Origin of the sequence: Parasphingopyxis lamellibrachiae (genome assembly GCF_003385775.1) — a bacterium.
Lineage (GTDB): Bacteria > Pseudomonadota > Alphaproteobacteria > Sphingomonadales > Sphingomonadaceae > Parasphingopyxis > Parasphingopyxis lamellibrachiae.
On sequence record NZ_QRDP01000004.1, the window covers coordinates 1,059,461 to 1,072,675 of the forward strand.

Consider the following 13,215-nt stretch of genomic DNA (forward strand, 5'->3'; position numbering starts at 1 on the left):
GCTTTGGAAAGGGGCCTCAGTCCGGGAGACCCAACACGCCGATCGCTTGCCGAACGAAGAAGATTGCCGGATCCGTGGCGGGCCGCGACCGTATACCCCTGCCCTGTGCGCGCTCCACATTTACATGTGGCTCAGTTGCGCTAAACCACTGCGCCATATCAAACAGGCGCAGCGGGGCGGAGCAATTTGCACTGCGGCGACACTGAACCAGTATGGGGGAGTAAGGATATGGCGTCTGGGACACCGGTTTCCGGCATGGAGGCGTGGATCGCGCCGATAACCAATATCAGCGATTTTGTCTGGGGCGGCACATGGAATGGCGCCGAAGTCATTCCTATCCCGCCGATGGTCGTGGTTCTGCTCGGCGCAGGGCTTTATATGATGATCGGCCTGCGTGGCTTTCCAATCCTCAAGCTGTTCAGTTCCTTCATAGGCATATTCAAGAAAACCGACGAGAAAGGCGAAGGCGAGATTTCACCCTTCGCCGCGCTTTCAACGGCACTTTCGGGACAGGTTGGTACGGGTAACCTTGCCGGCGTCGCCACAGCCATCACCCTGGGCGGCCCCGGTGCAATCTTCTGGATGTGGGTCACGGCCCTGTTCGGCATGGCGCTTGCTTTCGCCGAAGGTTCGCTCGCCGTGCGCTACCGCGAACGGACTGCTGAAGGCACCTATCGCGGCGGCCCGATGAGCTACATCACGTACGGCCTGGGCCCCAAATGGAAATGGCTGGCCGTCCTCTTTTGTCTCGGCACACTTTTCTCGGCGCTTGTCACAGGCAACTCCATCCAGGCGAACAGCTTTGGCGATAGCGTCAATGAACTCACCGGACTGGATGAATGGATCGGCGGCATGATCGCTGCCGTCGCCGTCTTCGTCGTCATCATCGGCGGAATCAAATCGATCGGCAAGGTCGCCGAAACGGTAGTGCCCTGGATGGCCGGCGCCTATCTGCTGATGGCCGTCATCGCACTGATCATCAACGCGCCCTATCTCGGCGAGACCTTCGGCAGGATCTTCGCGGGCGCCTTCAATACCCAATCCGCCGCGGGCGGCTTTCTGGGCGCATCGATCATGCTGGCCATCAGAGCCGGTGTCGCCAGGGGGCTCTTCTCGAACGAAGCCGGCCAGGGCTCGACCGCGATCGCCCATGCCGTAGCGCAGACCAACGATCCTGCATTGCAGGGCCGTTTCGCGATGATCGGCACCTTTATCGACACTGTGGTGATCTGCACGATGACCGCGCTCGTCATGCTGACCGTGACCGGCGATTTCACGGCCACGGTGGACGGCGCCTCTGTCGCCGTCGAACATGCCTGGCAATCCGATCTCAACGGCTTTGCAATGACGTCCGGCGCGTTTGCGGCTGCCTTCCCCTATCAGCTGTTCGGCATTCCGATCGGAACGCTCGTGGCATCGGTCGCGCTGCTGCTCTTCGTCTTCACGACCCTGCTCGCCTGGAGCTATTACGGGGAGCGGGCGATCACCTATCTCTATGATCAGGTACCCGGAGCAAGCCTGGCGGGTGAAAAGGTTCTCCACACTATCTGGCGTATACTCTGGTGCGTCGTGATCTTCATCGGTGCCTTTGCTCCGCTGGAACTGGTCTGGCGTCTCGGCGATATCTCGAACGCCGCCATGGCGCTCCCCAATATCGTGGCGATTGTCGCGCTGTCGGGTGTCGTCTTTGCCATCGCAAAGGGCAATCGCGCTGCAGGCAAGGATCATGGGCGCGACACACCGGGCGAGTTTGTGCAGGAAGCGACGATCGAACCGGGTGACGGAAGGTAAATATGCGGGGCCTCTACCTGCATGGAGGCCACTTGCGCAATCGGCAGGATCGACGCCGAATGGAGGTAGAAAGGCGATTCCCTTTTGGCTTTGGCCCCTATAAGGCGCTTCCATGTTGAAACGCCTTTATGAATGGACGCTCGAAAAAGCCGGGCATCGCCACGCGGAACGCTGGCTGGGTGCGATTTCATTCATGGAATCGAGTTTCTTCCCGATCCCGCCCGATATCATGCTGATCCCGATGTGCCTGGCAAAGCCGGAGCGCGCCTTCCGCTATGCCTTTATCTGCACCATCGCCTCGGTGCTCGGCGCGATGCTCGGCTATGCGATCGGCTATTTCCTGTTCGAGACGGTCGGCCAGGCAATCCTCAACTTCTACGGGCTGGGCGACAGGTTCGAGAGTTTCGCCGCCCAGTTCAACGAGCAGGGCTGGATCATCGTCCTGCTCGCCGGATTCACCCCGCTACCCTTCAAGGTCATCACCATTGCCGCCGGCGCAACCGCGATGCCGCTCTACATCCTGATCGGCGCGGCCGTTATTGCCCGCTCGGCGCGTTTCTTCCTCGTCGCCGCTCTGCTCTGGAAGTTCGGCGAACCGATGAAGCGCATCATCGACAGGCATTTCGGCCTGCTTACAACCGTAGTCGGGATAATCGGCATCGGCGGCTTTGTGGTCGTCCGATATCTGTTCTAGCCGGTTACGGCCCCCACCATCGCGGCGTCGGCTTCCAACAGGGGCGCAAAGCTATCACGCGCCAGCACGCGATCTACAAAGGCCTTGAGACGTGGGTAGTTCGCCCAGTCGATATTGGCCCGGGAATATTCCAGATTCTTGAACGGCGAGGCTATGGCGATGTCAGCCAGCGTGATGCTGGCGCCAACCAGCCATTCCCGGCCATCGGCCAGCTGGCTTTCCAGATAGGCAAGCACCGGCGGCAGGGTTTCCGTCTCGGCTGTAACGGCGGCGGCCTCGTCGCCTTCCGTGCCCATGAGCTTGGAAACCACACGCGCCCAGAAGATCGCCCCCATCGGCGGAACGAGAACGGTATCGGCGACTTCTTCGAACCACAGCGCCCGGCCGCGCGATTCGGGATCGGCCGGAATCAGGCCGGACCCCGGGTGTTTGGTGTCGAGATAATGGATGATGGCGCTGGAATCGCCGAGGCAGTAGTCGCCATCGCGAAATCCGGGAATCTTTCCAAAGGGCGAACAGGCCCGGAATTCGGGGTCGTCAGCCCCCGGCATGACCGGCTTGTGCTCATAGTCGAGACCCATTTCCGCGGCGAAAGCGCCGGTCTTGCGAACGAACGGGGAAAGGGAAGATCCATAGATGATCATGGCAACAAGCTCCTGCAGGTGAAACCGGGAAGCCCTGTTGCTAGCACATAAGTTTTTTATTGCAACTCAAATTGACCGGTCGGCGCGCAAGGCCGGGCCAATATCGCTACTTGCTGGCTTCGTTCGCACTCTGCGCCGCGCGAACTTGGGACTCATAGTCACGCGCCACTTCCTCGCCGAAATTCACGACGCCCCACCAGAGCATAAGCCAGGCAACGCAGATCAGCAGGGCCACGCCGCCGCTGATAATGCCCGTCCAGGCAAAGCCACCGCCCGTGGGACTGTTCTTGCCGATCAGGCCGAAGACGATGGCAAGCGGCGCCAGAATCCAGGAGATAAATCCGATGATCGGTATCAGCGCGAGCAGCACGGCAATCAGGCCGATAATCATCGCCGCCAGCGCCATCCCGTTGCTTTCGCCGGATTGCACCGGCTGAACCTGTGGACGCGGCGGTTGCCCCGGTTGTGGATTTTCCATGTTCTGAGCCCCTTTTTCTCTCCCGGGTTTCTAAACCGCCGCACCGCCAGATGGCAACAGGGTGCCTCACCCGGGCAGCCGGTAATGATCGGCCAGCCGGTTCAGCGCAAGGCCGAGCACCAGCTTGCCGGAGCGCGCCGGCCAGCCCAACCCGCTCTCGGCGGTTTTCAGTCCCTCGCCCGCGCACAGCACCCGCCAGGCAATATCCTCCAGCCCAGGCCCGAGCGCCGCAACCGCCGCCGTGAAGCGCTGTTTCGCCGCGATCTGCGCCTCGCCGGCACTAAGACCCTCCGGCGCGCCGCGCGCCGTCTCGCAAGCAGGCGGCGCGTCCCATTGCATCGTCACACGGGGCGGCAGCTGCGAGAGCTCATAGTCGCGGCGCAGCGCTTCGCCCGCATCATATTGACGGGCGGAAACATGGCCTCGCGCGCACAGCCAGGACAAAGGCGATTCCGCCAGATTGACCGTCACCGAGCGCGCCAGCCGCCCCCTGCGCACCGGCACGCCGGGCCGTGTCTGCTCGATGCGGGGCGCGCCATCCTGCGGCAAAGGCCGTTCCGCGAGCAGACGCGGATCGGGATGGGAGGCGGATTGGCGGCGGCGGTTTGTCGGCATGAACGAATTTCCCTTCTGAATGGCAGTGGATCGACGAATCACTCTTGCCATTTGGGACATTCTGTAGGAAAGAGAAAAACCAATTTGGTTAGTTTTGGAAGTCGGGACTATCCCGGCCCGTTGGGGCTGAGCCTGTCGAAACCCTGCCCTTCTTTTCGGGGCCGAACCAAGGGCAACACTTTCGACAGGCTCAGAGTAAACAGGCTGGATGAAAGACCGGGAGTAGTATCATGATCACAGCCATCCGAGACATTCGCAAAGCCAGGGGGCTTACCTTGCAGGAGGTTGCCGAACGCTGCGATCCGCCGACCACGGCCCAGACGATCGGCCGGCTCGAAACCGGAATGCGCACCGTATCCGTCGCCTGGCTCAACCGCATCGCAAAGGCGCTGGGTGTCGAGGCGGGCGATCTGGTGCGCCTGCCCGACCAGGCCGACCTCCCCGTTGCCGCGATCCTCGATGGCAATGGCGCAGAGGCTCCGGCCCATGAAGCCCGCCTGCCCGCCCCGCGCCCTGCGCCCGGCATGGTGGCCATCCAGGTGACGGCCGGGATCGGCGACTATCGCGCGGGCGACGAAATCTGGTGCGAGCGCCTGACGCCGGACGCCTATGCGAGCGCCCTCAACCGAGACGTCCTCATCCCCCGCCCCGCCGGGCGCTTTCTCTTTGGACGCCTGATCGGCCGCGAAGGCGACCGCCTCCAGCTCCTGCCGCTCGGCGCAGGCGGACGCCAGCAGGTGGTCAGCGACCCAGTATGGATCGGGATGGCGGTGAAGATGGTGCGGGAGGTGTGAAGAAATCGCCGGCTCTATGTCAACCAACGCCAACTTCCGCAGGATACGGGGAGCAGTCGTTTGGGGAGGTGTCGGGAGGCTGTCTTACCTCACCCCTCGCCTGCGCTTCGGGAGTTTTTCGGGAAAATATCCCCCCGGATATTCTCTTTTCTCCGGCCCGGCGCTGTCACTTGGGAGCCTTCGGCGAAATCATCCGCCGGATGACTTCATTCTGCCGAAGACTGGTGGGCGCTGACGGGCTCGAACCGCCGACCCTCTCGGTGTAAACGAGATGCTCTACCAACTGAGCTAAGCGCCCGCACGATGACGTGCGAAGTGCCCCCTGCCAAATCCGCGCGCGGGGTGCAAGGGGGTTGTTTGTCAGGCCGTTGCCTATGCAACCTCGCCGTACCGGTCCTCCCTCCCCTTATCCGGGAAACCGCTCGCGGTCCTGCAGGGTTGCGCCGAACCAGCGCTCCAGTGCGGTGGCGGCATCGTCGGCCAGGTCGATGAAAACGCGGCGGCCATCGCGCGGGTCGGAATGGCGGACGAACAGCCCCCGGTCCGTCATCGTGCGGATCCATCTCAGGGCGGTGGTCGGCGGAACGGCGGCGGCAATGCACAGGCTGGAAACGGCAACCTGCCTACCCTCCAGCCGCGCCGCCATCAGATCGAGCAGCATGTCCCATGCGGGATCGGCGAACAGGTCGGCATCGAAGAAGCGGTCCCGCAGGCGGCGCATGCGGATCATCGGGCGGATATGTTCCGGCAACAGGGCGGCCGCAGCCGGAGCGGGCTCGGCGCGGAAGGCAAGCGGAGCTTCGGCAAGCCGGCAATCATCGCCGTTCGGCCGGCTCCGGTCATCATGCGACAGTTCGGCCAGCGCCTTGGCGATGCGGCCAACCTCCTCGCTCAGCCGCAGAAGCCGCGCCTCGTCTCGCTCCCCCCTGATATCCTGCAGCGCCAGCGAACGATTTGCGACGGCAAGGCCCAGCGCCGCGGCCAACTCGACGTCCTGCGCACCGCAGAGCAGCGCGACATCGCCATGACCGATCTGCGCATCCACTCTATCGAGCAGTTCCATGGGCACGCAGACAACGCTGCGATAGCGCCCCGCCCGGGCACCGCGGTCAATCTCCCCGAGAAGATCGTCCAGCGCGGAACCATGATCCTCGGCCAGATCCAGCAGGGCGGCGTCCGGTGCGATCTGTTCGCCAATCCGGGCAACTGCCTCTTCCGGGTTCGCCATGCCGACAATCCGCGCGCCTATCGCCGCGACGGCAGCCCTGCAGCGCCGTTCTCCTCCTGGCGAGTCCGCAACGATCAATATCGATGCCGGCCCGTCTCTGTCCGTGTCCTGCCCATCCGAATGCATCGTCGCCGCTCCCCGTTCCGCCTATGTTCCCTATATTGATACCATTGCGGACAGAGAAGCCCGGACTTGCTCCAAAACGGGCGAAAGCGTGCATCATGCCGTATTTCAGGCGAGATAGGGAAGAGGTAGCCAGGCTCCGAATGCGGATTCTCGTCTCTGTTTCCAGCCAAAACAGCGGTTACATCCAGAATGGAGTCAAAATGGCGGTAATATCGCCACCGATGTCAGTTCTCCCCAAGAATCCAGTCGGTCGCAGCCTCTGCATGCAGGGTGGTCGTGTCGAAAATCGGCAGGACGTTGCTGTTCGGATTGACCAGCATGACCAGCTCTGTGCAGCCCAGCACGACGGCCTCGTTCTTGGCCTTGTCCAGGTTGGTAATGAACGTTTTCATGGTCCGCTTTGACTCGACAAGCGTTTCACCCAGCACCAGCTCGTCGAAGATGATCCGGTCAATCTCGGCCATCCGTTCCGGATCGGGAATGGCGATCTCGATACCATGGCCTTTCAGCCGGTCTCGCAGAAATCCCTCGCTCATCGTGAACCGTGTGCCCAGCAAAGCCGCACGATGGATATTTTCTGCCTGCATCGCGCGCGCCGTGACATCGCCGATATGCAGGACCGGGATGGACACCGCATCGGTGAGATAGTCGTACAGCTTGTGCATCGTATTCGAGCACAGCACGAGGCCTTCGGCACCGGCTTTCTCAAGCCGGCGGGCGCTTGCCGCCAGCTGTTCGCCGAGGCTCTCCCAATCGCCGCGCGCCTGTGCTTCGGCTATTGGTTCAAAGTCCAGACTTTCGATAAGCAGCGGCGCGCTATGCCGGCCGCCCAGCCGTTTGCGGACACCCCGGTTGATTTTCTCGTAGTAGATGGCGGAAGAGGCCCAGCTCATCCCGCCGATCAAACCCAGTTTACGCATTACGACACCCCTGTTCGCCGATTCGCCTGTAGCGAACCAACGATGGACAGCGCAGAACGTTCCCCGATCGGGATTGTTCGCGGATTGGTATTAGCCAAGGTTTTTGTTGATTTCCTCGACCATCTTCTTCGCATCGGACAACAGCATCATCGTGTTGTCATTGTAGAAGACCTCGTTATCGACACCGGCATAACCCACGCCGCCCATTGAGCGCTTGATGAAGAAAACGGTCTTCGCTTTGTCGACATCAAAAACCGGCATGCCGTATATCGGCGAACTCTGATCGGTTTTCGCAGCAGGATTCACAACGTCATTTGCGCCAATGATGAAGGCAACATCGGCTTGGGAGAATTCGCTGTTGATATCCTCAAGTTCGAAAACCTCGTCATAGGGCACATTCGCTTCGGCCAGCAAAACGTTCATATGCCCGGGCATCCGGCCGGCGACAGGATGGATTGCATATTTGACGGAGACGCCCTCTTCCTTCAGTAAATCCCCCATCTCCCGAAGCACATGCTGAGCCTGGGCAACCGCCATGCCATAGCCCGGAATGATGATAATCGTTTCGGCCTGCTTCATCAGAAACGCGGCATCTTCGGCCGATCCGGCTTTCCATGGCCTGTCGATCTTCTCGCCTTTTTCGCCGCTGCCGCTCGCCGTACCAAAGCCGCCAGCAATCACGCTGATAAAGCTGCGATTCATTGCCCGGCACATGATGTAGGAAAGGATCGCACCTGACGAGCCTACAAGCGCGCCCGTGATGATCATCGCGGTGTTACCGAGCGTGAATCCCATCGCCGCGGCTGCCCAGCCCGAATAGCTATTGAGCATCGAAACGACGACCGGCATGTCCGCCCCGCCAATCGGAATAATCAGCAGGAAACCGATTGCAAAGGCTAGGCCGGTAATCGTCCAGAACAGCCATGGTGTATCCGTGACAGGTGACGGCACGAAATAGAAATAGCCGATCAGGCCCAGGATCGCGGCCAATGTACCAAGGTTCAACACATGCCGGGCCGGCAGCAGGATCGGTGCGCCCGACATGTTTCCGTTGAGCTTCAGAAAGGCGATCACCGAGCCGGAAAATGTTATCGCGCCAATTGCTGCGCCGAGGCCCATTTCAACCCGGCTTACGGGCAGGAGAATGCCGGCGGCATCCGTGATGCCAAAGGCGCCCGGGTTCACATAGGCGGCTGCGGCAACGAGCACGGCCGCCATACCCACAAGCGAGTGAAAACCGGCAACCAGCTGGGGCATATCCGTCATCGCGATACGGCGCGCGATAACGAATCCGATCGATCCGCCTATCGCGATAGCGATCAGGATTTCCCAAATGCTCGCTATCTCGTGAGTCAGCAATGTCGTAACAACCGCGATGGCCATGCCGATCATGCCGAACCGGTTACCAGCCCGGCTGCTTTCGGGGCTGGAAAGCCCGCGCAAGGCAAGGATGAACAGGACCCCCGCGGCAAGATAGGCCAAAGCAGCCAGCGGGTTTACAGCCATTTCACCGGAAGCCGCAAAAGCAGGAGCGGCAATGAGGGTAGTCAGGGCCGCAAAAGCAAATCTGACGCTTGTGGGAAGAGCGCTCATTATTTGCGCTCCTTCTTCTTGTACATGGCGAGCATGCGCTCTGTGACGGCAAAGCCGCCAAATATATTTACCGAGGCGAGCACGATCCCGATCAAGCCAAGCCATTTAGCCGTCTCGCCTCCAACTACGCCGCCCGCAGCCGCTGCGATCAACGCGCCGACGATGATGACCGAGGAAATCGCGTTTGTGACCGCCATAAGCGGCGTATGCAGGGCCGGTGTAACCGACCAGACCACATAATAGCCCACAAAACAGGCCATCACGAAAATCGAGAGTATTGAAATGAAGTCCATGAATAACCCCTAATTCGCCGTGAGCCGTTCGTTGACGACCTGGCCGTCTTTGGTCAGGCGGACGCCCAGAACGATTTCGTCGTCATCCGGCAACACTGGCACCTTGGTTTCTTCATCCCAAAAGGCGCTGAGAAAATTATACAAATTCCGGGCAAAAAGAGCTGAAGCATCAGCCGGGAGCCGTCCCGCCACATTGCGATGACCGACAATCCTGACGCCGTGCCGTTCGACTATTTCTCCGGCGACTGCGCCTTCGACATTACCGCCTTGCTCAACCGCAAGATCGACGACCACACTGCCGGGCCTCATCGTCGCAAGCTGCGCATCCGAAATAAGCCTTGGTGCGGGGCGCCCCGGGATAAGCGCAGTCGTGATCACGATATCCTGTTTGGCGATATGGGACGAAACCAGCTCGGCCTGGGCTTTCTGGTATTCTTCGGACATTTCTGTCGCATAGCCACCCGTGCCCTCGCCTTCGATCCCTTTGACTTCTTCAACAAAGATCGGCTTGGCACCAAGGCTTTGGATTTGCTCCTTGGTGGCGGCCCTGACATCAGTTGCCGATACCTGCGCACCCAATCGCCGGGCCGTCGCAATAGCCTGCAGGCCGGCAACGCCGACCCCCATCACAAAACAGCGGGCAGCCGAAACCGTGCCTGCGGCCGTCATCATCATCGGAAAGGCGCGGCCATATTCAGCAGCGGCGTCGAGCACGGCTTTATAGCCTGCCAGGTTAGACTGGCTGGACAGAATATCCATCGACTGCGCCCGGGTTATCCGGGGCATGAATTCCATAGCCAGCGCATCGATTCCTGCCTTTGCATAGGCATCGACCCGTTCGCGCCCGCCAAAAGGATCAAGCGCTCCCACCAGCCAGACACCGGAATTTGCCGACGCAAGATCACCGGCTTCGGGTCCGCGCACACAGAAGACCGCATCGGCATTGCCGATCACAGCCGCCCGGTCGGCGACCGTTGCCCCTGCTTCCGCATATTCGGAATCTGTAATTCCGGCAGTTTCGCCTGCACCCGCCTCGACCGCCATATCGGCACCCCGAGAGATGAACTTTTTCACCGTTTCGGGAGTCGCAGACACACGGGTTTCGAGCGGGTCGCTCTCTTTAAGGACAGCTATTTTCAAAAGGTTTGGCTCCCGGTCACGTAATCGCAATAATCGCCGCTACTGCAGCGATAATCGTAAGGACCGTTCCCCATTTCAGAAGATTCAGAAAGCCCGAATAGGTGTTCCCATGGGCTTTGTAATCCATATCCGGATGGCCGTTTTCATTCGTCATCAGTGCTATCCCTGCATTTACCGTAAACCGAGTTAGGCTCGTGTCTAACCACCGCTGCTGCCTGCCTCAAGCGATTTCACCCATGATTTTTCTCCTCACCGCCCAAGCTGAGCTGCGCGCGGTCCTTAAGGTGGCTTTTACTCCCCTTGGTCTATGGCGTTCCCGCCCAACCCGATGTGAGGTCGTGAATGTTGCCAGACGAGGCGAAAACATTGCTGCTTATCGACGATGAGCCAGCCCAGGGCAGGCTCATCGCCGCTATCGCCACGCGTGCCGGCTGGAAGAGCCTCCGCGCAGAGTCCGGCAATGACGCGCTGCTCCTGCTCGGATCACAGGATGGGGAGGCTGTCGATGCCGTACTAATCGATCTTTGGGCGCCCAATTCCGGTACCGCCGAGCTCCTGCAAAAGCTCACGCAGCTGCGACCCGAATTGCCGATCCTGGTAATCACCGCACAATCGAAAGTATCGATCGCGGTCGAGGCTATGCGCGCGGGCGCCACCGATTTCCTGGCGAAACCAATCGCACCTGAACGCCTTGTCGCCGCCCTGGATGCGGCGACGCAAGTCCATCCGCACCGCGGCGAACTGAGGCCGCTCAGCGAAAAGGTGTCGCAGACCCTGCCCTTCGACGAAGTCGTCGGATCAGCGCCCGAATTCAGGGCGGCGCTGGCAATCGCGGCGAAGGCCGCCCGTTCCCGCGTTCCGGTACTGATCGACGGCGAGCGCGGCGTGGGCAAAGAGGTTTTCGCGCGAGCCATTCACGCGGCCAGTCCGCGGGCAAAACGGCCACTCTACACCCTGAATTGTGCGGCTACGCCGTCGAACCTGATAGAGTCCGAACTGTTCGGACATGAAAAAGGATCCTTCGCCGGCGCTTTCGAAAAGCATCGCGGCAAGCTCGCCGAAGCCGACGGAGCGACCTTGTTCATTGACGAGATCGCCGCAATTCCAGCGGACGTCCAGGCCAAACTTGCCGGCACGATAGAAAGCGGGCTCGTCCGGCCGATCGGAGCATCCCGCGGTTTCGAGGTCGATGTCCGCCTGATTACCGGCGCGAACAGTGATCTCCTCGAACAGGTTACGGCAGGGAATTTCCGCGAAGACCTCTACTATAAGCTCAACATCGTCGGCCTGACGATTCCGCCTCTGCGCAAACGAGCGGGCGATATCCCGCCGCTGGCGCGGCACCTGTTGACCCGGATATCAAGCCAGCCGGGCATGCATGCACTCGGCATCACCGATGACGCGCTCACCGTGCTCATGCGCTATGATTGGCCCGGCAATGTACGCCAGTTGCAGGACACCCTGTTTCGCGCCGCCATCGATTGCCAAGGAGCGGCCCTGACATCGGTCGATTTTCCGGAAATCGCCGACCTCGTGCGCCTGTCCGAAGCCCGTGGCGCGGAACATCCGTCCACTGTTCATGCTTTTGCCGATGGTCCGGGGGTGGCACTTTACGAACCTGACGGAAATCTCAGGCCACTCTCGGATATCGAGGCGGACGTCATTCGTCTCGCCATTGGCCATTATCGCGGACGCATGACCGAAGTCGCCCGCCGCCTCGGCATTGGCCGTTCAACGCTCTACCGGAAGCTCGCCGAACTCGGGATCGACAACGCAGCCTAGTGCGCGGGCATGAGCGCTGCATCCCTCAAACCACGCCAGACATGCAGCGCCTGGACGCTCTCCGACACGTCATGGACGCGGATCAGCTGGATACCCTGGGCTGCGGCAAGCGTAACAAGGGATAGCGAACCGCCAAGCCTGTCTTCCGCTGGCGCTTCATTGGAAAGCGCGCCGATCAGCCGCTTGCGACTGGCCCCCAGCATGATCGGGCAGCCAAGCCCGTGGAACAGGCTAAGGCCGTTTATCAGGGCCAAGTTGTGTTGCAGCGCCTTGCCGAAGCCGATCCCGGGATCGACGATGATCCGGCCGCGCGTCACGCCGCCTGCAACCAATTCTTCGATCCGCCTGTCCAGCCAGTCATAAACCTCGACAAGAGGATCGCGATAATTGGGGTCGGCATGAAGCTCATGCGCCTTGCCGGCATGGTGCATGATGATGACCGGGCACTCGGCCCTGGCCATCAGCTCCAGCGCGCGATCATCAAATCGCAATGCGCTGACATCGTTGACGATGCTGGCTCCTGCCACCAGCGTCGCGTCCATCACCGCCGCCTTGCGGGTATCGACGGAAATCGCGATGCCCGACGCCGCCAGCCGCTCTATCACGGGAACCACGCGTTCGATCTCATCGCCTTCCCAAACATCCGCCGCGCCGGGCCTGGTCGATTCTCCGCCGATATCGATAAGCGCCGCCCCATTTGCGCTCATCGCAAATCCGGCATCCGCCGCCGCCTGCGGGTCGTCGCAATGCTTCCCGCCATCCGAAAAACTGTCCGGCGTTATGTTGAGAATGCCGGCAATGCGCGGCTCATCGAACCGCAAGACCCGCTCACCCAGTTGAAGGGGGTCCCGTGCTTCGGAGATCCGCGCGATCGTTCCGCGCGCCGCCGCCGCCTGTTCATCGGACAGTGAGTGGAGGAAGCCGTCGAGAGCCTCAACCGTTACAAGGCGCATCGCCCTGCGTTCGCCGCCGTCAACAACGATGACCTCGAAAGCGCTGAACCAGAGAAGCCCTCCGGCGAGGCGCATGACCTTGCCATCAAGGCCAAAGGGGGCGTCGACAAATGCGGTGGGGCGAAAATAGAGGCTGGCGCCTGGCGGAATATCAGTCATGCCGT

The 13,215-nt window shown here is 61.0% G+C and carries 14 protein-coding genes and 1 tRNA gene; 4 read left to right on the forward strand and 11 right to left on the reverse strand.

Translation table 11 applies throughout. The features are described 5' to 3' along the window. Positions 1–228 precede the first annotated feature (228 nt). Both DFR46_RS05335 and DFR46_RS05340 read left to right on the forward strand, forming a co-directional pair. Positions 229–1,791: an alanine/glycine:cation symporter family protein gene (locus DFR46_RS05335; protein ID WP_116235506.1), complete on the forward strand. Its 1,563-nt coding sequence runs from the start codon at positions 229–231 to the stop codon at positions 1,789–1,791. 112 nt (positions 1,792–1,903) lie between these two features. Continuing rightward, positions 1,904–2,485: a YqaA family protein gene (locus DFR46_RS05340; RefSeq protein WP_116235507.1), complete on the forward strand. Its 582-nt coding sequence runs from the start codon at positions 1,904–1,906 to the stop codon at positions 2,483–2,485. On the opposite strand, the gene DFR46_RS05345 is transcribed toward DFR46_RS05340, so the two are convergent. From DFR46_RS05345 to DFR46_RS05355, 3 genes are all read right to left on the reverse strand, one after another. Continuing rightward, a complete protein-coding gene (locus tag DFR46_RS05345; protein ID WP_116235508.1) occupies positions 2,482–3,129 on the reverse strand; it encodes a glutathione S-transferase family protein in 648 nt (215 codons plus the stop codon). The two genes, DFR46_RS05340 and DFR46_RS05345, sit on opposite strands and share 4 nt — an antisense overlap. A gap of 106 nt (positions 3,130–3,235) precedes the next feature. Next, positions 3,236–3,607, reverse strand: coding sequence for a hypothetical protein (locus tag DFR46_RS05350; RefSeq protein ID WP_116235509.1), 372 nt, complete (start codon positions 3,605–3,607; stop codon positions 3,236–3,238). A 66-nt stretch (positions 3,608–3,673) separates the two neighbouring features. Beyond that, entirely contained in the window at positions 3,674–4,222 is a 549-nt protein-coding gene (locus DFR46_RS05355; protein WP_116235510.1) for a DUF6456 domain-containing protein, read from the reverse strand. A 230-nt stretch (positions 4,223–4,452) separates the two neighbouring features. Between DFR46_RS05355 and DFR46_RS05360 the strand changes: the two genes are divergently transcribed. After that, a complete protein-coding gene (locus tag DFR46_RS05360; protein ID WP_116235511.1) occupies positions 4,453–5,016 on the forward strand; it encodes a helix-turn-helix domain-containing protein in 564 nt (187 codons plus the stop codon). Between the two features lie 222 nt (positions 5,017–5,238). Here DFR46_RS05360 and DFR46_RS05365 read toward each other — a convergent pair. From DFR46_RS05365 to DFR46_RS05400, 7 genes are all read right to left on the reverse strand, one after another. Next, positions 5,239–5,314 (reverse strand) — tRNA-Val (locus DFR46_RS05365). Between the two features lie 108 nt (positions 5,315–5,422). Continuing rightward, complete coding sequence (locus DFR46_RS05370) at positions 5,423–6,370, reverse strand: winged helix DNA-binding protein (RefSeq protein WP_147297624.1); 948 nt, start codon at positions 6,368–6,370, stop codon at positions 5,423–5,425. A gap of 224 nt (positions 6,371–6,594) precedes the next feature. Further along, positions 6,595–7,290: an aspartate/glutamate racemase family protein gene (locus DFR46_RS05380; RefSeq protein WP_116235514.1), complete on the reverse strand. Its 696-nt coding sequence runs from the start codon at positions 7,288–7,290 to the stop codon at positions 6,595–6,597. 90 nt (positions 7,291–7,380) lie between these two features. Next, positions 7,381–8,796 carry an NAD(P)(+) transhydrogenase (Re/Si-specific) subunit beta gene (locus DFR46_RS05385; protein WP_116237169.1) on the reverse strand — a complete coding sequence of 472 codons (1,416 nt, stop codon included), beginning with the start codon at positions 8,794–8,796 and terminating at the stop codon, positions 7,381–7,383. Between the two features lie 86 nt (positions 8,797–8,882). Next, positions 8,883–9,176 (reverse strand): NAD(P) transhydrogenase subunit alpha part 2, encoded by a 294-nt coding sequence (locus DFR46_RS05390; RefSeq protein WP_116235515.1) that lies wholly within the window; start codon positions 9,174–9,176, stop codon positions 8,883–8,885. 9 nt (positions 9,177–9,185) lie between these two features. Next, on the reverse strand, positions 9,186–10,316 hold the full coding sequence (locus DFR46_RS05395; protein WP_116235516.1) for an NAD(P) transhydrogenase subunit alpha: 1,131 nt from the start codon (positions 10,314–10,316) through the stop codon (positions 9,186–9,188). Between the two features lie 16 nt (positions 10,317–10,332). Further along, positions 10,333–10,470 (reverse strand): aa3-type cytochrome c oxidase subunit IV, encoded by a 138-nt coding sequence (locus DFR46_RS05400; protein WP_116235517.1) that lies wholly within the window; start codon positions 10,468–10,470, stop codon positions 10,333–10,335. 188 nt (positions 10,471–10,658) lie between these two features. Between DFR46_RS05400 and DFR46_RS05405 the strand changes: the two genes are divergently transcribed. Beyond that, entirely contained in the window at positions 10,659–12,098 is a 1,440-nt protein-coding gene (locus DFR46_RS05405; protein ID WP_116235518.1) for a sigma-54-dependent transcriptional regulator, read from the forward strand. On the opposite strand, the gene folP is transcribed toward DFR46_RS05405, so the two are convergent. Beyond that, positions 12,095–13,210, reverse strand: a complete 1,116-nt coding sequence (folP, locus tag DFR46_RS05410) for a dihydropteroate synthase (RefSeq protein WP_116235519.1) — start codon at positions 13,208–13,210, stop codon at positions 12,095–12,097. The genes DFR46_RS05405 and folP overlap by 4 nt on opposite strands. Between the last annotated feature and the right edge of the window lie 5 nt (positions 13,211–13,215).